Annotated in this window: 16 protein-coding genes; 3 read left to right on the forward strand and 13 right to left on the reverse strand. The window is 60.3% G+C overall.

Annotated features, from left to right (window positions below; translation table 11 throughout):
- Window positions 1-4: 4 nt before the first annotated feature.
- The 6 genes from CYR32_RS08190 to greB form a co-directional block, all read right to left on the reverse strand.
- Window positions 5-1,684 carry an alpha-amylase family glycosyl hydrolase gene (locus CYR32_RS08190; protein WP_101823892.1) on the reverse strand — a complete coding sequence of 560 codons (1,680 nt, stop codon included), beginning with the start codon at window positions 1,682-1,684 and terminating at the stop codon, window positions 5-7.
- A 204-nt stretch (window positions 1,685-1,888) separates the two neighbouring features.
- Window positions 1,889-2,146, reverse strand: coding sequence for a FeoC-like transcriptional regulator (locus tag CYR32_RS08195; protein WP_101823893.1), 258 nt, complete (start codon window positions 2,144-2,146; stop codon window positions 1,889-1,891).
- Window positions 2,143-4,422, reverse strand: a complete 2,280-nt coding sequence (feoB, locus tag CYR32_RS08200) for a Fe(2+) transporter permease subunit FeoB (RefSeq protein WP_101823894.1) — start codon at window positions 4,420-4,422, stop codon at window positions 2,143-2,145. Before feoB ends, CYR32_RS08195 begins: the two co-directional genes overlap by 4 nt.
- Before the next feature lie 39 nt (window positions 4,423-4,461).
- Window positions 4,462-4,686 carry a ferrous iron transporter A gene (feoA, locus tag CYR32_RS08205; RefSeq protein ID WP_101823895.1) on the reverse strand — a complete coding sequence of 75 codons (225 nt, stop codon included), beginning with the start codon at window positions 4,684-4,686 and terminating at the stop codon, window positions 4,462-4,464.
- A 398-nt stretch (window positions 4,687-5,084) separates the two neighbouring features.
- Window positions 5,085-7,421 carry a Tex family protein gene (locus CYR32_RS08210; RefSeq protein ID WP_101823958.1) on the reverse strand — a complete coding sequence of 779 codons (2,337 nt, stop codon included), beginning with the start codon at window positions 7,419-7,421 and terminating at the stop codon, window positions 5,085-5,087.
- Between the two features lie 132 nt (window positions 7,422-7,553).
- The gene (greB, locus tag CYR32_RS08215; protein ID WP_101823896.1) at window positions 7,554-8,102 is read right to left on the reverse strand and encodes a transcription elongation factor GreB; all 549 of its coding nucleotides are present in this window, start codon (window positions 8,100-8,102) and stop codon (window positions 7,554-7,556) included.
- A 463-nt stretch (window positions 8,103-8,565) separates the two neighbouring features.
- Here greB and ompR point away from each other — a divergent pair, with 463 nt between their 5' ends.
- Together ompR and envZ are read left to right on the forward strand one after the other, a co-directional pair.
- Entirely contained in the window at window positions 8,566-9,285 is a 720-nt protein-coding gene (ompR, locus tag CYR32_RS08220) for an osmolarity response regulator transcription factor OmpR (RefSeq protein WP_009635740.1), read from the forward strand.
- Window positions 9,282-10,685, forward strand: a complete 1,404-nt coding sequence (gene envZ / locus CYR32_RS08225) for a two-component system sensor histidine kinase EnvZ (RefSeq protein ID WP_101823897.1) — start codon at window positions 9,282-9,284, stop codon at window positions 10,683-10,685. Before ompR ends, envZ begins: the two co-directional genes overlap by 4 nt.
- A 118-nt stretch (window positions 10,686-10,803) precedes the next feature.
- Here the strand turns inward: envZ and CYR32_RS08230 are convergent, their stop codons facing one another.
- The 7 genes from CYR32_RS08230 to CYR32_RS08260 form a co-directional block, all read right to left on the reverse strand.
- A complete protein-coding gene (locus CYR32_RS08230) occupies window positions 10,804-11,283 on the reverse strand; it encodes a PIN domain-containing protein (RefSeq protein ID WP_101823898.1) in 480 nt (159 codons plus the stop codon).
- On the reverse strand, window positions 11,283-11,525 hold the full coding sequence (locus CYR32_RS08235; protein ID WP_101823899.1) for a FitA-like ribbon-helix-helix domain-containing protein: 243 nt from the start codon (window positions 11,523-11,525) through the stop codon (window positions 11,283-11,285). The genes CYR32_RS08230 and CYR32_RS08235 overlap by 1 nt, the downstream gene beginning before the upstream one ends.
- Before the next feature lie 111 nt (window positions 11,526-11,636).
- Window positions 11,637-13,256, reverse strand: a complete 1,620-nt coding sequence (gene pckA, locus CYR32_RS08240) for a phosphoenolpyruvate carboxykinase (ATP) (RefSeq protein WP_101823900.1) — start codon at window positions 13,254-13,256, stop codon at window positions 11,637-11,639.
- A 205-nt stretch (window positions 13,257-13,461) separates the two neighbouring features.
- On the reverse strand, window positions 13,462-14,364 hold the full coding sequence (hslO, locus tag CYR32_RS08245) for an Hsp33 family molecular chaperone HslO (protein ID WP_101823901.1): 903 nt from the start codon (window positions 14,362-14,364) through the stop codon (window positions 13,462-13,464).
- Between the two features lie 25 nt (window positions 14,365-14,389).
- Window positions 14,390-14,797, reverse strand: coding sequence for a ribosome-associated heat shock protein Hsp15 (hslR, locus tag CYR32_RS08250; RefSeq protein ID WP_101823902.1), 408 nt, complete (start codon window positions 14,795-14,797; stop codon window positions 14,390-14,392).
- Between the two features lie 21 nt (window positions 14,798-14,818).
- Window positions 14,819-15,493, reverse strand: a complete 675-nt coding sequence (gene yrfG, locus CYR32_RS08255) for a GMP/IMP nucleotidase (RefSeq protein WP_101823903.1) — start codon at window positions 15,491-15,493, stop codon at window positions 14,819-14,821.
- A gap of 113 nt (window positions 15,494-15,606) precedes the next feature.
- Window positions 15,607-17,751 (reverse strand): intracellular growth attenuator family protein, encoded by a 2,145-nt coding sequence (locus CYR32_RS08260; protein WP_101823904.1) that lies wholly within the window; start codon window positions 17,749-17,751, stop codon window positions 15,607-15,609.
- Window positions 17,752-18,285: 534 nt separating this feature from the next.
- Here CYR32_RS08260 and nudE point away from each other — a divergent pair.
- Window positions 18,286-18,840, forward strand: a complete 555-nt coding sequence (gene nudE, locus CYR32_RS08265; protein ID WP_101823905.1) for an ADP compounds hydrolase NudE — start codon at window positions 18,286-18,288, stop codon at window positions 18,838-18,840.
- Window positions 18,841-18,843 lie beyond the last annotated feature (3 nt).

The following is an 18,843-nucleotide window of genomic DNA, read 5'->3' on the forward strand; positions in this document are numbered from 1 at the left end:
TTATTTATGAGTGAAGCCAGTAATAGGTGTAGGGGGGTAACGTAAAGGCTTGGCCTCCGGTTATTTCCTGCCCGGTCATGGCGTCGAGGTAATTATTTTCCGGTAAGTCGACCGTAATAGGCTGGTCGCTGACATTAAACAGGCAGAGCAGGGCGTGGTTATTTTTATCGGTGCGGCGGAACGCGAGAACGGCGCTGCCCAGCGGGATGACCTGCATGGCGGAATCGGGGTGGAAGGCCGGCAGGGTTTTACGCAGCGCAATCAGGTGGCGCAGGGAAACGAATATATCGGTGCGTAATGAATTACCGCCGGAAATTTGCGGCTCAATCTCACTCAGGGCATATTTCTGGCGGTTAATGGCACGGTTATGGCCGGTACGCGCCACGCCTTCATGATCATTCCGGGAGCCGAGCAGGCTCTGGATATAGATCGCCGGGACGCCGGGGAACGCCAGCAAGATAGCGTGGGCCAGCATAAAGCGGCGCACGCGCAGGGCATCATCGTCATCCTGTTTATTCAGCGCATCCAGGTAGGTGACGTTGATTTCATACGGGCTGGCGCTGCCGTCCGGGTTGTTTTTATAAGAGACGCGCGCGCCCTGGTTCTCCATCGCCTGCGCCAGCGCCAGGATCTCCTCTTCCGGCAGCAGGCCGCGCAGCGGGTTCAGGCCGATGCCGTCATGGGAGGAGAGGAAGTTGAAGAAGGTGCAGCCCGCAGCCGGGGTCTCCAGTGAGGCCGCCCAGCGGCTCAAGGTATCTGCGTTACCGCGGTGGATGGCATGCAGCACCAGCGGCGGCAGCGGGAACTGGTAAACCATCTGGGCTTCATCACCCTGGCCGAAGTAGCTGATGTTGTCCCGGTGCGGGACGTTGGTTTCGGTGATCAGCACCGTGCCGGGGGCGACAAAGTCGGCGATGGCGCGGAACAGTTTGACCAGCAGGTGGGTTTTCTCCAGATGGATGCAGGAAGTGCCCGGCTCCTTCCACATATAGCCCACTGCATCCAGCCGGATGTAGTCGCCACCGCGTGCCAGGTAGGTAAGCAGCACATCCACCATGCGTACCAGCACCGCCGGGTTGGCAAAGTTGAGGTCGATCTGGTCGGCGCTGAAGGTCGTCCAGATATAGCGCGTTTCACCGTTGGCCAGCATAAACGGCGTCAGCAGCGGTGAGGTGCGTGGGCGCGTCACCTGGTGCAGGTCGGTGTCCGGGTCCATCTCAATAAAGTGCCCCTCATACTCCGGCTGCTGCGCCAGATAGCCCTGGAACCAGGCACTCTGGGCGGAAATATGGTTGCAGACATAATCGAACATCAGGCGGGTCGAGCGGTTCAGCGCCGCCACTTGCGGCCAGTCACCGGCCACCGGGTTCACCTGGTGGTAATCAATCACCGAAAAGCCGTCATCAGAGGAATAAGGGTAAAACGGCAGCAGATGCACCAGCGAAAAGATATTTTTCAGCCAGCGGTTATAAAAGCCGGTAAATGTCTCCAGCGTTGCAACATCAGGTTCACTGAATTGATCGGCATAGGTAATTAATACCACGTCCTCTTCATCCCAGCGCAATTTACGTGAACCTGTTATGGCCTGTTTTGCCGTCAGGATAAGGTCGGTTAATTCAGCCTGGTGTTGCGGGTTAAGGGTATTTCCGTAAATCGAAGTCAGAAGTTTTTTAATGGTTTCCATGTTTCACCTTTGTCCGTGGGAGCGCTCCCACGAAAAAGGCTACGCCGCGCTATAAACCAAGTCAACGTCATGGCCGGGCGGCATGGATAAGGAAAAGCATTCCAGAACGTTATTTTCGCTATTTGTGAGGTCAGTCAACTTTGGCTTTCTGAATAAGCGGGGAAATACTTTATTTAATTAAATAGTCGCGTTTATTTATATTCATTAAGATGATGTATTAAAGGGAAGACAAGCCCGGTAACGCACCGGCGCACAGCGGCGGTGCGCCGGGCAGTTGCCGCATGACCCGGCGGCGCAAGAGGGCGTGTCAGCAGGCACCGGCGCGATCCGGTTCATCCTCTCCAGCTGGGTCAGCAGCGCCGCCAGCATCGCCGGTGATAACCGGCAACGCTGCTGTAACTGGCCGGCATCCAGCGGCCCCTGCTGAGCCAGAAGCTGGTAGACCTCCAGCAGCGGATTCATGCCGCCCCCTTCACTGCCGGCTGCCCGGCGGGTGCCCCGGCCCGGCGCAGGCCGATGAAAATCACCGTATTGACCAGCAACACCAGGGCGATGCACAGCCCGCTGAACGCCGGGTGCGCGCGGAAACTGGCCGTCTGGTAGAAGAGTGTCGCCAGCGAATAAGCGACATTCAGCCCCCAGGCAATGGAAAAGAGCATCCAGTTCCGGCCCGCCTCCCGGGCAATCGCCCCCATTGCAGAGAGGCAGGGCACGTAGAGCAGCACAAAAATCAGGTAGCTATACGCGGCGGCCACACTGCCGAATTTGCTGCCCATCGTGCTCATGGCACCGGAGGCCATGTCGCCGTCCCCTTTGCTCGCCTCAATCGGGTTGAACAGCACGCTCAGACTGAAAGTCTCTTTCACGCCCTGCCAGGTCTCCACGACGGCCTGTTTCAGCTCACCGTTCAGGGAGAAGGCCGCCGGGTCAAAGGGAGCGTCGGCAATCGCCTCGGCGGTGTAGAGCGTGTTAAGGGTGCCGACCACCACCTCTTTCGCCATCGCACCGGTGACCAGCCCCACCGTGGCCTGCCAGTTATCCGGCTGTACGCCAATCGGGATGAGCAGCGGCGTGATCACCTTGCTCACTGAGGCGAGGGCGGAGTCGGTCAGGCTATCCGCGGGTTTGCCGCTCAGGGAGAAGCTGTTCAGCGCGCCGATAAACAGGCTCACCAGCACAATCACTTTCCCGGCACGTAACACAAAGCCTTTCAGCCGTTGCCAGGTTTGCAGCAGCAGGCTTTTCAGGTGCGGCACATGGTAGACCGGCAGTTCCATCACAAAGGGGGAAGCGTCTCCGCGCATCAGCGTGTGTTTGAGCAGCAACCCGGTGAGGATCGCCACCCCAATGCCGAGCAGGTAGAGGGAGAAGACCAGCAGCGCGCCGCCCTGGGTGAAGAAAGTGGCGGAAAACACCGCGAAAATTGCCAGCCGCGCCCCGCAGGACATAAACGGGGCCATCATCACGGTAATCAGCCGTTCACGCGGCGCATCCAGGGTACGGGCACCCATGATCGCCGGCACGTTGCAGCCGAAGCCGACAATCAGCGGCACAAAGGATTTGCCCGGCAGCCCGATCGCCTGCATCAGCCGGTCCATCACAAACGCGGCGCGCGCCATGTAGCCGGAGTCCTCCAGAAAGGAGAGGAACAGGTACATCATGCCGATCTGCGGCACCAGCGGCAGCACAGTATTGATGCCGCCGCCGATGCCCTGCGCCAGAAACAGCGTCAGCCAGGCCGGGAAGTGCAGCACCGCACCGAGCCACTGTACGCCGTGGATGAAAACCGCCGCTGAGCCGAGGTCAAAAATCGGTTGCAGCGCGCCGCCGAGGTTAATCGCCAGCAGGAACATCAGGTACATCACCAGCAGGAAAACCGGCACGCCGAGCAGCCGGTTAAGGATCAGCCGGTCAAGCCGCTGCGTCAGCCGGTCGGGCGCGGCCTGATGGGCATTACTCACCGCATCGCAGATCGCCATGATGCACTGGTAACGCGCCCCGGCCACCAGCAGGGCGGCGTCATCCGGCAGGGCGCGGCGCAGCGCGTCCCGCACCTGCGGCAGCCGCGCCGCGGCATCAGGAGCCACCGCATGGCTGTAGATGTCCCCTTCCAGCATATGCAGCGCCAGCCAGTGCGCCTGATGGGCGGGCAGGTTTTCCGGCATCACGGCGGCCAACGCGGCGGCCGCGTCGAGCAGCGGCGCAGGGTAACCGACCTTGACCGGCACCGGCGCGCGCAGCGGGCGGTCAATCTGCTGTTTGAGCGCGTCAATGCCCTGGGCGCGGGTCGAGACCAGCGGCACCACCGGGCAGCCGAGCCGGGCGGCCAGCGCCGCGACATCAATGGTGATCTGCTGGTTTTCAGCAATATCCAGCATATTGAGCGCGACGATGCAGGGAACCCCCAGCGCCAGCAGTTGCAGGGTCAGGTAGAGGTTGCGTTCAAGGTTGGCGGCATCCACCACGTTGATCAGCAGATCGGCCTCGCCGCTGAGGATGTAGCGGCAGGCGATCTGCTCATCCAGCGAGGTCTGCGCGGAGATGGTGGTCAGGGAGTAGGTGCCCGGCAGGTCAACCAGCGTCACCTGTTGGTGAGGGGTGGAAAAGTGCCCCTCTTTGCGCTCTACCGTCACCCCCGCCCAGTTGCCGACCCGCTGGCGCGCGCCGGTCAGCTGGTTGAACAGGGTGGTTTTACCGGCATTCGGGTTGCCGATCAGGCCTATGGTCAGTGTGTTCATGATGCGTATCGCCGTGGGGAAAAGGGCCGTCCGTCAGGGTCAGGCGCGGGTTTCCAGAACCAGCGCCGCCAGATCTTTGCGCCGCAGCACCAGGCTGACGCGGCGGGTTTCGATCTGGATCGGGTCGCCCAGCGGCGCAACCCGCACTACGCGGAACAGCGAGCCGGGCAGCATCCCAAGGGACAGCAGTTTCTGCCGGTAAGCAGGGCTGATGTGGGCCGCGAACCCGGCGATTTTATAGTGATGAAGAGGATGAAGGGGCATAGGGGTCACCTTCTCTGACAGGGGCCGAAAACATAAGGCACGCCAATCTCAGGGGCGCGCTGGGTTGCCTCTTTTATCGCCAACGCGGTGAGGCGCAGTGAGAGTAGTGAGAATCGTTATCGTGTTCAATCCGGTGACCGGCCCGATCTTGCCCTTACCTAATCCAGATCAATGTTCCGGCAAATTTAGTCAAAAAATAGCCAGTCTGCGGCGTGTATCACCTGTGCCGGCCGGCACCCTTTTCCGGATGAGCCATGAAAAATCAGCGGGATAGGTTAATTTCCGATTAACGGAACGTAGTGGGAAGGTGAAAGGCAGGTAAAAAGAGAAGGCGGGTAAACAGTGCAGGAAGCAGGCAGGAAAGGTTCCGCCACCCCGGCAGGGTGGCGGAACCGGCCTCAGCGTTTTTTACCGAACGCGGCGGCCAGGGCATCACCCATGATGCTGTTACCGGCAGGCTGGGCGGCGCGGGGTTTGCCGCCGCGTGTATCCGGGCGGCCTGCGCTGCGCGGCTGCGCTTTCCCGGCCGGGGCATTGCCGCTGCGGCGGGCGGCGGTTTCCCCCGGCTGCTCGTCCAGACGCATGGTCAGGGCGATGCGTTTGCGCGGCAGATCCACCTCCAGCACTTTCACTTTGACGATGTCACCGGCTTTCACCACCGTGTGCGGATCTTCCACGAACTTGTCCGCCAGCGAGGAGATGTGCACCAGCCCATCCTGATGGACGCCGATATCCACAAACGCGCCGAAGTTGGTCACGTTGGTCACGGAGCCTTCCAGCACCATGCCCGGCGTCAGGTCGTTCATGGTCTCGACGCCTTCGGCGAAGGTGGCGGTTTTGAACTCCGGGCGCGGGTCACGGCCCGGTTTCTCCAGCTCTTTCAGGATGTCAGTCACGGTCGGCACACCGAAACGGTCGTCGGTGAAGTCGGTGGCCCTGAGGTTACGCAGGGCGGAAGGATTGCCCATCAGATCCTGCAACGCCTGCTCGGTGGCGGCCAGGATGCGTTCCACCACCGGGTAGGTTTCCGGGTGCACCGTGGAGGCATCCAGCGGGTTGTCGCCGTGGTTGATGCGCAGGAAGCCGGCGCACTGCTCGAAGGCTTTCGGCCCGAGGCGGCTCACTTTCAGCAGTTGCGCGCGGTTATTGAAGCGGCCGTGCTCATCACGCCAGCTGACGATATTCTGCGCCATCATGCGTGTCAGCCCCGCCACGCGGGTCAGCAGCGCCACCGAGGCGGTGTTCAGATCCACGCCGACGCCGTTGACACAGTCCTCAACCACCGCATCCAGCTTTTTCGCCAGCTGGCTCTGGCTGACGTCATGCTGGTACTGACCGACGCCGATCGATTTCGGGTCGATTTTTACCAGCTCCGCCAGCGGGTCCTGCAAACGGCGGGCAATGGAGACCGCGCCACGCAGGGAGACGTCGAGATCCGGGAACTCCTGTGCCGCCAGTTCCGAGGCGGAGTAAACGGAGGCCCCGGCCTCGCTGACGATCACTTTCTGTGCCGTCACGGCCGGGTTCTGTTTTTGCAGCTCCAGGAAGAAGCGCTCGGTTTCACGCGAGGCGGTACCGTTGCCGATCGCCACCAGCTCTACCTGATGCTTAATGCAGAGCGCGGCCACCGCAGCGGCGGCTTTGGCGGCCTGGCCGGTGTGCGGGTAGACGGTGTCGGTGGCGACCAGTTTGCCGGTGGCATCCACCACTGCCACTTTCACACCGGTACGCAGGCCCGGATCGAGGCCCATGGTGGCGCGCGGCCCGGCCGGGGCCGCCATCAGCAGGTCATGCAGGTTGCGGGCAAAGACGTTGATCGCCTCCTCTTCCGCGCGTTCACGCACGCTGCCCATCAGCTCGGTTTCGAGGTGCAGCAGCACCTTGATGCGCCATGTCCAGTTGATCACCGCCCGCCGCCAGCTGTCAGCCGGGGCGTTGTTCAGCCGCAGGCCGACGTGGTCCATGATGATCTGCTCGGCATAACTTTCGCGCGGCGGCTCATCGAATTGCGGATCGGCATTCAGGGAGAGTTGCAGCACCCCTTCATTACGGCCGCGGAACATCGCCAGCGCGCGGTGGGAGGGCACCTGGGCAATCGGTTCGTGGTGATCGAAATAGTCGCGGAATTTCGCGCCCTCGTCCGCTTTGCCTTCCGCCACGCGGGAGACCAGATGGGCATTTTTCCACAGGTACTGGCGCACTTTGGCCAGCAGGGCCGCATCTTCCGCGAAGCGCTCCATCAGGATGTAGCGCGCGCCGTCCAGCGCCGCTTTGGTATCCGCCACGCCTTTATCGGCGTCGACATAGGCCGCGGCCGCGATCTCCGGCACCTGCTGCGGGTCATTCCACAGGCTCTCTGCCAGCGGCAACAGCCCCGCTTCCAGGGCGATCTGCCCGCGGGTGCGGCGCTTGGGTTTATAAGGCAGGTAGAGATCTTCCAGCTCGGTTTTGCTCTGGGTGCCGTTGATAGCGGCGGCCAGGGCGTCGGTGAGTTTGCCCTGCTCCTCAATCGACTTCAAAATGCTCTGGCGACGATCTTCCAGTTCGCGCAGATAGCCAAGGCGGCTCTCCAGCTGGCGCAGTTGGGTGTCATCCAGCCCGCCGGTCACTTCCTTGCGGTAACGTGCGATAAACGGCACGGTGTTTCCTTCGTCCAGCAGGCGGATAGCGGAGTCAACTTGCTCCGGTCTGGCCTGCAATTCACTTGCAATACTGCGGCTCAGGGGATCATTCATCATGGTCTTTGTCGTTGGCTTGGGGGTTATCAAATCAGGGGACTGTTATACGGAGTGCGCCGCCAAAATGCCAGTCACGGGCGGCATTTGGCGGCAGGGTGGGGCGGTTTCGGAACATTTACCCGGCTGGGGTCATGCGGGCGGCGGCTCCGGGGCGTCCTGTTCGTCACCGCCGGAGAGGTCCGGGTCGACGGGCAGGTCGGTCTCGTCCGGCAGGTACTCAATCTGGTTGACGCTCCAGACTTTGATGCCGAGCGGCGTCGGTACGTTGACCTCATCATCCACCTCTTTTTTGATCAGCGCGCGGGCCATCGGCGAATCGATAGAGATGTACTGTTTGCGGCCGTAAATCTCATCCGGGCCGACAATGCGGAAGCGTTTAACCTCGCCCGCCTCGTTTTCCACCTCAACCCAGGCACCGAAAAAGACTTTGCCGTCCTGCTGCGGGGAGTAGTCAATGACCCGCACCACCTCCAGCCGTTTCCGCAGGAAGCGCACCCGGCGGTCAATTTCCCGCAGTAACTGCTTATTATATTTGTAGTCGGCGTTTTCGCTGCGGTCACCCAGGCTGGCGGCCCAGGCCACTTTTTCCGTGATTTCCGGGCGGCGCTCGCGCCACAGGAAATCGAGCTCTTTCTTCAGCCTGTTGTACCCTTCGCGGGTAATCAGATCACTTTTCATCCGGCACTCTTCGCGCTGTCTCTCACATCGGTTCTTTATAGCCTCTGGCGGCGGGAATTAACACCGCTTCTTGCCGCCGGCCCGGCATGTTACAAAGTCGGTGAAATCTGCCGCCATTACAGGGTATAAACAGCGGAGCGCAGGGAGTGTGCGGAAAAGAGGGCAGCAGACGCAGGGAAAATCACGGCGCAGCAGCGAAGCGGCAAAAGTATTGATAATTGGGGAAAACCATAATCTTTGTAACAATTTCGTCTAGAATGTATACCATATATCGCTGTCTGTCGCGGCGTAGTTTTTTAACAATAGCCCCTGTTTATGACGCCGCATGGCGCACCGGGAAAACGGTTCGCCGTCTGTGAAAAGATAAGTGAGTATGGCCGCCGTAAGCCGCCGTCCACGCGATACGTTGTCCGGGTTAATTATGCCCGCGAGGGTTCAGGCTTAAGCCTTTGGGAGTAAAGAGATGCAAGAGAATCACAAGATTCTGGTGGTTGATGACGACATGCGTTTACGCGCCCTGTTAGAGCGCTATCTGACGGAGCAGGGCTTCCAGGTACGCAGTGTGGCAAACGCCGAACAGATGGACCGCCTGCTGACGCGTGAATCTTTCCATCTGATGGTGCTGGACCTGATGCTGCCGGGCGAAGATGGCCTCTCTATCTGCCGCCGCCTGCGCAGCCAGAGCAACCCGATGCCGATCATTATGGTCACGGCGAAAGGGGAAGAGGTTGACCGCATCGTCGGCCTGGAGATCGGCGCGGATGACTACATCCCGAAACCGTTCAACCCGCGTGAGCTGCTGGCTCGTATCCGCGCCGTGCTGCGCCGCCAGGCCAATGAGCTGCCGGGCGCGCCGTCCCAGGAAGAGGCGGTGATCTCCTTCGGCAAGTTCAAGCTGAACCTCGGCACCCGTGAGATGTTCCGTGAAGATGAGCCGATGCCGCTGACCAGCGGTGAGTTTGCGGTGCTGAAAGCGCTGGTGAGCCACCCGCGTGAGCCGCTGTCGCGCGATAAGCTGATGAACCTGGCGCGCGGTCGTGAATACAGCGCGATGGAGCGCTCCATCGACGTACAGATCTCCCGCCTGCGCCGCATGGTGGAAGAGGACCCGGCGCACCCGCGTTATATCCAGACCGTCTGGGGTCTGGGCTACGTCTTCGTCCCGGACGGCAGTAAAGCATGAGGCGATTGCGCTTTTCACCGCGTAGCTCGTTTGCCCGAACCCTGCTGCTGATCGTCACCCTGCTGTTTGTCAGCCTGGTGACGACCTACCTGGTGGTGCTGAACTTCGCCATCCTGCCGAGCCTGCAACAGTTTAATAAGGTGCTGGCGTATGAGGTACGGATGCTGATGACAGATCGCCTGCAACTGGAGGACGGCACCCTGCTGGAGGTGCCTCCGGCCTTCCGGCGGGAGATCTACCGTGAATTGGGCATCTCGCTTTATACCAACTCGGCCGCGGAAGAGAGCGGCCTGCGCTGGGCGCAGCATTACCAGTTCCTCAGCCAGCAGATGGCGCAGCAACTGGGCGGGCCGACGGATGTGCGCGTCGAGATGAACAAAAACACCCCGGTGGTGTGGCTGAAGACCTGGCTCTCGCCGGACATCTGGGTGCGGGTGCCGCTCACTGAGATCCACCAGGGGGACTTCTCGCCGCTGTTCCGCTATACGCTGGCGATTATGCTGCTGGCGATTGGCGGTGCCTGGCTGTTCATCCGGATGCAGAACCGGCCGCTGGTGGAGCTGGAACATGCGGCGTTCCAGGTCGGCAAGGGGATTATCCCGCCGCCGCTGCGGGAATATGGCGCGTCGGAAGTGCGTTCCGTGACCCGCGCCTTCAACCAGATGGCGGCGGGCGTCAAACAGCTGGCGGATGACCGCACGCTGCTGATGGCGGGCGTCAGCCACGATCTGCGCACCCCGCTGACGCGCATCCGGCTGGCCACGGAGATGATGGGCGATGAGGACGGCTACCTGGCGGAGTCGATCAATAAGGATATTGAAGAGTGCAACGCCATCATCGAGCAGTTCATCGACTACCTGCGTACCGGCCAGGAGATGCAGACCGAACTCAGCGATCTCAACACCATCCTTGGCGAGGTGATTGCGGCGGAGAGCGGCTACGAACGGGAAATTGAGAGCGATCTCGCCTCCACCGAGCTGATGGTGGATGTGCACCCGCTGTCGGTGAAACGTGCCGCGGTGAACATGGTGGTCAACGCGGCCCGTTACGGCAACGGCTGGATCAAGGTCAGCAGCGGCCATGAGTTGCAGCGCGCCTGGTTCCAGGTTGAAGATGATGGCCCGGGCATCCGCCCCGATCAGCTCAAACACCTGTTCCAGCCGTTCGTGCGGGGTGACAGCGCCCGCAGCACCAGCGGCACCGGGCTGGGGCTGGCGATTGTCCAGCGTATCATTGATGCCCACGCAGGCACGCTGGACATCGGCTCCAGCGAACGCGGCGGTTTGCGCATCCGGGCTTATCTGCCGCTGCCAACGGTAAAAAGCAAAAACGGCGACGGCAACGGGCAGGCACCGAAAAGCGCGTCCGAAAACCGGGAGCCGCCTTCCGCCCAGGGGTAATACGTAGGGAAATGCAGGGGCCACCTCACCCTGTCGGTGCTTCTGTGTTTCCCTGTTTTCTGCCGCTTTTCCTGCCGCTTCTCTTCAGCCTCTTCACCTTGCCCCGGCTTTGGGCTTCTCACCGCTCTTTCCGGCTCATCACAAAATACTCCGCCGCATCCTCATGGAAGCGCGGTTTGCCCTGCTCGCCCCACGGGTTAAGCACTGACAGGCCGCAATAGTGGAAATCCTGGGGGCGGCGGGTGGCAAGCTGCGCCTGATGGTGCAGGCAGATTGCGGCGGTGTAGAGATCGGCTTGTGCCAGCGTGATGCCCTGCCGGTGTAGCTCCGCAGCCAGAGCGGCGGCGCGCAGTGCGCAGTGGGCGTCAAACGGCAGCAGCCGGTTGGCAAACTCCTCATTCAGCAGCGCCAGCAAGGCGGTGTTCAGCTGGCTCCGGCGTGGGTCGGGCAGCGCCTGGATGGCGGTAAACAGTTCCGTCACGGTGATCGCCGTCAGGCAGAGCTGATTGGCGTCTTGCGCATCCAGCCATTGCATCACTTGCCGGTGCGGCTCGGGCCGGATAATTTCCGTGATAATGCAGGTATCCAGCACAATCATCACTCGATCTCCGCCTGCCGGGTAGGGTCATCCCGCGCCGGGAGCGCCAGTTCGCTGTCACTCAGGGCGGCAAAGCGCTGGCGGATGCGCCCGGCCAGGCCGTAATTGGGCGTACTGCCCAGCATCGCCTCCCGCAGGATGGCGCGTACTTCCTCTTCCATCGAGTGGCCGTTACGGGCGGCGGCAAGGCGCAGCCGATCTTTTATTTCATCATCAAGATTACGGATCGTCAGGGTAGCCATAGGGAACACTTATCAGTCAATAGCGGGGGGAGGGGAACGGCACTCTGTGTGCCCGGCCAGGTGCCCGGCAACAGAAAACATCAGGCGCACGGCGTGCGCCTGATGGGAGGGTCAGAGCACCGGGCCGGCTTTCACCAGCGCTGCCCCTGCCGGGGTATCGGTGTATTTGTCGAAGTTGCTGATGAACTGGCGTGCCAGATCTTCCGCTTTCTCCTGCCACTGCACCGCATTGCCGTAGGTGTTGCGCGGGTCGAGCAGCTGCTCATTCACGCCCGGCACGGCCATCGGCACCGCCAGGTTAAAGATCGGCAGCGTGAAGGTCTCTTGCTGATCCAGCTCACCGCTGAGGATCGCGTTGATAATGGCACGGGTATGCTTCAGCGAGATACGCTTGCCGGTGCCGTTCCAGCCGGTGTTCACCAGGTAGGCCTGCGCGCCGGCCGCCTGCATACGCTTCACCAGCACTTCTGCATACTGCGTCGGGTGCAGGCTCAGGAACGCCGCGCCGAAACAGGCGGAGAAGGTCGGGGTCGGCTCTGTCACACCGCGCTCCGTACCGGCCAGTTTGGCGGTAAAGCCGGAGAGGAAGTGGTATTGCGTCTGGTCGGCGGTAAGCTTGGAAACCGGCGGCAGCACGCCAAAGGCGTCAGCCGTCAGGAAGATCACCTTGGTGGCGTGGCCCGCTTTCGATACCGGCTTGACGATGTTGTCAATGTGGTAGATCGGGTAGGAGACGCGGGTGTTTTCCGTTTTCGAGCCGTCATCAAAGTCGATGGTGCCGTCTTCGCGTACGACCACGTTTTCCAGCAGCGCGTCGCGGCGGATGGCGTGGTAGATCTCCGGCTCCGCCTGCTCAGAGAGCTTGATGGTTTTCGCGTAGCAGCCGCCTTCGAAGTTGAAGACGCCGTCATCGTCCCAGCCGTGCTCATCATCGCCAATCAGCTGGCGTTGCGGATCGGTGGAGAGGGTGGTTTTGCCGGTGCCGGAGAGGCCGAAGAACACCGCCACGTCGCCCTTTTCGCCCACGTTGGCCGAGCAGTGCATCGAGGCGATATTGTTCAGCGGCAATAGGTAGTTCATCACGGAGAACAACCCTTTCTTCATCTCGCCGCCGTACCAGCTGCCGCCGATTAACTGGATGTTTTCCGTGAGGTTGAACGCCACGAAGTTCTCGGAGTTCAGCCCCTGCTCACGCCAGTTGGGGTTGGTGCATTTCGCGCCGTTCATGACGATGAAATCCGGCGTGAAGTCAGCCAGCTCCTCGTCGGTAGGGCGGATAAACATGTTCTTAACGAAATGGGCCTGCCAGGCCACTTCGGTAATAAAACGTACCTTCAGGCGGCTGTCCGGGTTGGCACCGCAGAAGGCATCCACCACAAACAGGCGTTTGCCGCTGAGCTGTTCCGTCACGCAGGACTTCAGGGCGTTCCAGGTCTCCTGGCTTAAGGGTTTGTTATCATTCTTGCCGGTCCCTTTATCTGCCCACCAGACGGTGTCCCGCGTGGTGTCATCACGGACAATATATTTATCTTTCGGCGAACGGCCGGTGAAGATGCCGGTATCCACAGCAATCGCGCCCAGGCTGGTCTCGATGCCGCGCTCATAACCTTGCAGGCCCGGGGCGGTCTCCTCCTGATACAGGCGTGCATAGTCCGGGTTATAGACAATGTCGCTGACATTATGGATGCCGTAGGCGGCCAGGGTATCAGGGGTTATACCGTGATCACGCATTTCACTACTCCTTAGTTGCTATACGTTACTAACACAGTGTGTAGGGTCACGGTCTGTATTAAACGCGATGGGGGTCAAAAAAAATAATAGAGAACACTTATTTTTAACAATTATGGGAGATGGCACACGTCATAAAATGAAACGTGCGCAAGATTGATGGGGAATCGGGCAAAAAAAGGGCAGCCCGCAGGCTGCCGCTGAGAAATTAATGAATTTGTGGGTTTTGCTCATTGCCCGCATTGCGCAGTGCGCCTACGTCGACCTTGTCGAAAACATAGTCAGCGCCGCAGTAGTCGCAATGCATTTCGATCTGGCCTTCCTCTTCCAGGATGCTTTGCAGATCTTCATCCGGCAGGGCGCGCAGGGCATTCGCACAACGTTCACGCGAGCAGCTGCAGCGGAAGCAGATGTCTTGCGGCTCATACACGGTGGCCTCTTCCTGATGGTAAAGGCGGTAGAGCACATCGTGCGCCGGCAGGGTGAACAGCTCTTCGCCTTTCACGGTGGCGGTCAGCTGGGTCAGGTGGTCGAAATCATCCAGCGAGGCATTTTGCGCCGGCAGCACCTGTAACAGCATCCCGCCCGCCGCAGGCTGGCCGTTGGCTTCACCGGTGCGGATGAACAGGCGGGTCGGCAGCTGTTCAGATTGCAGGAAGTAGTTCTCCAGGCACTCGGCCACGGTGTCGCCTTCCAGCCCGACCACACCCTGATAGCGCTCGCCTTCCGCCGGGGTGATAGTAATGACCAGGTAACCGTTGCCGATCATCTGCTTCAGCGTGCTCTCCGGCGCGATGGCTGCCTCTTCCTGCACGCGGGCCACACCGCGCATCTCCTGGCGGTTATTGCCGTTGACCACCGCCATCTTCAGCGGGCCGTCGCCCTGGAGCTGCACGGTGATGTCACCGTCAAACTTCAGGGTCGCGGTCAGCAGGCTGGTGGCCACCAGCAGCTCACCCAGCAGGGTGCTGACCGGTGCCGGGTAGTTGTGGTTTTCCAGCACCTGGCGGTAGGTGTCGCTCAGGGTGACCAGTTCACCGCGCACGGCCTGGTCCTGGAACAGGAAACGATGCAGCTGGTCGTGCGTCGCGTTGGAATCTTGATTAGCCATAATAGTCTCTCTGTGCAGCGGAGGATCACTCGCCTTCGCCATATTTAAATTTGATCAGGTTGCGGCGCTCTTTCTTGTCCGGGCGCCGGTCCGGGTGGGGCATGGTCAGCGACTGGGTTTTACGCGCCAGCGCCACCTTTTCCCGGTTTTCAATACTGGCCGCCGTCTCCTCATACAGCAGCTGCGCCTCAGGGGCTGCCCGCCGCTGGGCCGTCACGCCCAGCACAATCAGGGTACGGTCGTCATTTCCCTGACGGAGCTTGATCTCGGCATTCACCTCAACCAGCTTGCTCGGCTTGGTACGCTGTCCGTTATAGTGGACCTTGCCGCCTTCAATCATTTCACGGGCCAGCGCACGGGTTTTATAGAAGCGTGCGGCCCACAGCCATTTATCCAGACGGACGGCAGTCTCATCCTGGTGGGTCTCCTTCATCGCAACCTCCTGAGTGGGTCGTTATGGGCGGGGAGCGGCCGGTAACAACGTGCGGTAGTCATGCATAGAGGGATGGCGCAAAAAGGTCTTGCCCGCCATGCTGGAATCCGGGTTTTCAACGCCCAGGCAGTAGCGGATGCCGAATGTTTTGGCCGCATCCAGAATGGGTTCACCGTCATCCACAAATAGCGTGCGCGCCGGATCGAACCCGGTGTGCTGCTGCACCGCCTGCCACAAGCGCTGATCCTCTTTGGGATAACCAAATGTATGGGTGGATAGCAATAAATCAAGGTGCGCATCCAGGCCGGTGTGCGCCATTTTTATTGCCAGGCTGTGCGGGTGGGCGTTGGTCAGCAAAATCGTGCGTTTTCCCAGCGCGCGCAGGGCATCCAGGAAGGGCAGGGTGTCTTCACGCACGCTGGCGCGGTGGCCCAGCGCCTGCGTCATGCTGCGGATGTCCAGGTCGAGCGTGCTGCTCCAGTAGTCAAAACAGTACCAGTTCAGCGTATGCTGCACCGCCTGATACTGCGCTTCAATAAAGGCCTGTGCCTGCGCCAGGGAGATGCCGCGCCGCTCGCTCAGCGTCTGCGGGACATGCCGCAACCAGAAATAGCTGTCGAACTCGAGGTCGAGCAGCGTGCCATCCATGTCCAGCAAAACGGTATCGATGCAGTTCCAGTCAAAATCCGGCGGCATAAGCAGTTCCTGTGTGTGAATGCGCGGCGTGCGGGGGAAGAAAAGGGCACACCGGTAAATCTCTAGCCTAGCACAGACGCGGGCGGTTAAGCCCGGCGTCTGTTGTGCGGCGGTTAATTGAAGGGGCGCAGCGGCATCGGGGAGAGTGACGGGTTAAAGCAGTGATCGTAATAGTGCTGGATGTCACTGATGCGGCGCTGGTGGCGGCGCAGGCGCTTCACCAGCAGCACGGCATTGACGATAAAGCTCACCGTGACCAGCAGCAGCAGCAGGCTGGTGCCCATATAGCGCCACAGGGTGATCATGTCCGGCTCGCTGTGCAGCGAGATGTGCCGGGTGCCGTTAGCGTCAATGGTGATGTTGGTGATGATCCCCTCGGCGCGGAAAGGGGTATGCAGCAGCATGGCGGAGAGGCGCTGCAGCTCGTGCCACTGCTCCTGCGCATTGTAGTCATAGAGTGACAGGGCAGGCGGCGCATGGTTGACCAGCTGCTTGCCCTCGTCACTGGTGATCAGGAAGCCGCCCGGCGGCGGGCTGTTCAGCGCTTCCGCCGCACGGTGCGTCTCATGGAAGAAGAATGACGAGGTCGCGCTGTTGACCAGATTATCCAGCGATTCCGCACTCACCGGCCGGAGCAGCACGTTCATGCCGCGCATACTGCCGGACTGCGCCCGCTTCACCAGCGCGCTCCAGTTCTGGGCATTCCCCAGGTTGACCAGCGCATTCTTCAGCCGGACACAATCCTCATCGTTGCTACACAAGTCCTGCGTTTTCAGCACGATATCCGTGAAATTATCCAGCAGGATCATGCCCGATTTCTCAATGGCGGTGGCCAGTTGCGGGTTAATGTTCTGATCCGCGCCGCCGGTGGGGTGCAGCTGGTTATTGACGGCCGCCAGCAGGGCCGAGGCCTTCTCAATGGTGACTGACTCAGGCAGCGGCAGCGGCGTGGCGTTATTCCAGTAGATGCCGGCGCAGTCAAACGGCATAAAGGCGTAGTGCTTGTTGTTCTGGTAATTCGGCGGGATGTAACACATGCCGTTGCCCTGCGCCCGTAACGTATCGCCGATGCGCAACGGCGTATTCTCCAGCGCCTGAACGCTGGTCACCTGGGTGCTGGTTGCCCCCTGAATCCAGGCCAGGCTCAGTTTCAGCGGCAGGCTCAGGGAGATGTAGCTGGTGAGCATCAGCAGCACCAGCAGTGAGCCGCACATCAGCACCAGGCTCTTTGCCCAGCGCTGCAGCGGGAAATGTTTCACCTCGTCATGCAGTGAGAGGTAATGGCCCTGGCGCACCACCTGCCGGTTGAGGTAGATGTCCACATCCGTGACCTGGCCAAGATCGCGCGAGACATAGGGCTGCCAGTGCGCCGGGTAGATCAGGTCGATGATGCCGAGGGAGATGTTGCTGATATTGCCCTGGTTGGACTCACCGAACAGCCCCCAGCGTTTCGGCGCACCGCGCAGGCAGTGGATCTCCTGCAGGTCGCGCTCCTGCGGACGGCGCAGCAGCCGCCAGCCCGCCCAGGCGCTCAGTATCACCGCGAGCAGGATCAGCCACGGCAGGAACACCATCGGGCTGGTCAGGCTGAAAAACAGCAGCACCATGGCACCGGAAAGCGCGAAGGCCTCCCGTACGCCGCTGGTCTGGTAAAGCGCGTGCTCTTCCGGCGTTTCACGGCGGATGGTCAGCAGCTCGATATGGTCACTTTCTTCCTTGCGGATAGAGGCATTCTGCGACGGCGCAGCCACCACCGGCGCTGCGGCGGGGCGGCGATCATACACATGGTTGAGCAGCGAGTGGCCGTTCAGGGAGATCACCAGCGGGATGGTCTGGGTGCGGATGATTTCAACCTGGTTGTCCTGCGTGATGTAAGGCTCCCAGAACGGCGGCAGATGCACCTCTTCCGTATCCAGGTAGTAACGCCATTTGTTCGGCTCGTCGCTGGCGACGCCATAACGGGTGATCGCTTTGGTCAGTGAATAGACGGTGTCGCTTTTCGGCGTTAAGGTCAGTTTGTCACGCAGGGAGAAGATATTATTGCTGGCAGAAAGCGAGCTGAGGCTCAGCCGGTCACTTTGGCGCAGGTAGCGCTCGACGGCCTGACGTTCTTCTGGTGTCAGTTTGCGGTGAGTCGGCTTCATGAAAGGTAACGACGAAGCAAACGGCGTACGGTGACGCAACATACCTCTCAAATAACCCCCAATAATGATCAGCATGGCAAACAGTACGGCCAATATTACTGCTATTGTGCTCATCTATTCCCCGTCAGGGCAACGCTGACCTTTGTCAACTCTTTTAAAAACAGACTATTACGTATGTGTTGTAACATGCAAGCAGCTTAACGCACCACCAGAGAGAACGGTATACCGGGCTTAACCAACGGTGATAAAAGGATAGGGCAAATATAGACCTCATTGGATGATAACAACCGGTTTGCTCTGCCAATATCGGCATAATCCTATTTTTCCCGTGAACTGGTGTAAGCGTAACCAATTGATAGAGAAAGATCTTGCAAAGCGGCAAAAAGAAATGGCACAGGGCGGCAGAGCGCGGGAAAAAAGCGCATTCCGCACAGAAAAAAGCCTGTAGCAATGGGGCCGGCTCTGTTAATAATAAGTAAAAACTCAGCAGGGAATTGCCGCCGCCGCATCTGGTAACGCACAATACCCTTTTTGCCGGGTCAACAGGCCCGGCTGCCCGGTGCGCCGGCCTGAATGCGCGCGGGCGGAGTGCACCATGACAGCCGTCATGGTTAACGCCTGACGCAGGCTCGTATTTATGGGGATGACATGGAAAAATCTCTGCAAAAACCCAAGATCCTGAAAGTTGAAACCGTGGCACGGTCGCGGCTGTTCAACGTGGAGTCGGTTGACCTGGCGTTCAGCAATGGCGAACAGCGCGTCTATGAGCGGATGCGCCCCTCCGAGCGTGAAGCGGTAATGATTGTGCCGGTTATCGGCGACGATCTGCTGCTGATCCGTGAATATGCGGTCGGGATTGAGGATTATGAGCTCGGCTTCCCGAAAGGGCTGATCGATCCGGGCGAAGGGGTGCTTGAGGCCGCAAACCGTGAACTGATGGAAGAGGTTGGCTATGGCGCGCAGCGCTTTGACTACCTGACCAAACTGACCATGGCACCGTCCTATTTCTCCAGCAAAATGAACATTGTGATTGCGCGCGATCTTTTCCCTAAAAAGCTGGAAGGGGATGAGCCGGAGCCGCTGGTGCAGGTACGCTGGCCGCTCACGCGCATGATGGAGCTGCTGCAACAGCCCGATTTCCGCGAGGCGCGTAACGTGAGCGCGCTGTTCCTGGCGCAGCAATTTTTCCAGCAGTCGCTGTAAGGG

It is taken from the genome of Chimaeribacter coloradensis, assembly GCF_002858715.1.
GTDB lineage: Bacteria > Pseudomonadota > Gammaproteobacteria > Enterobacterales > Enterobacteriaceae > Chimaeribacter > Chimaeribacter coloradensis.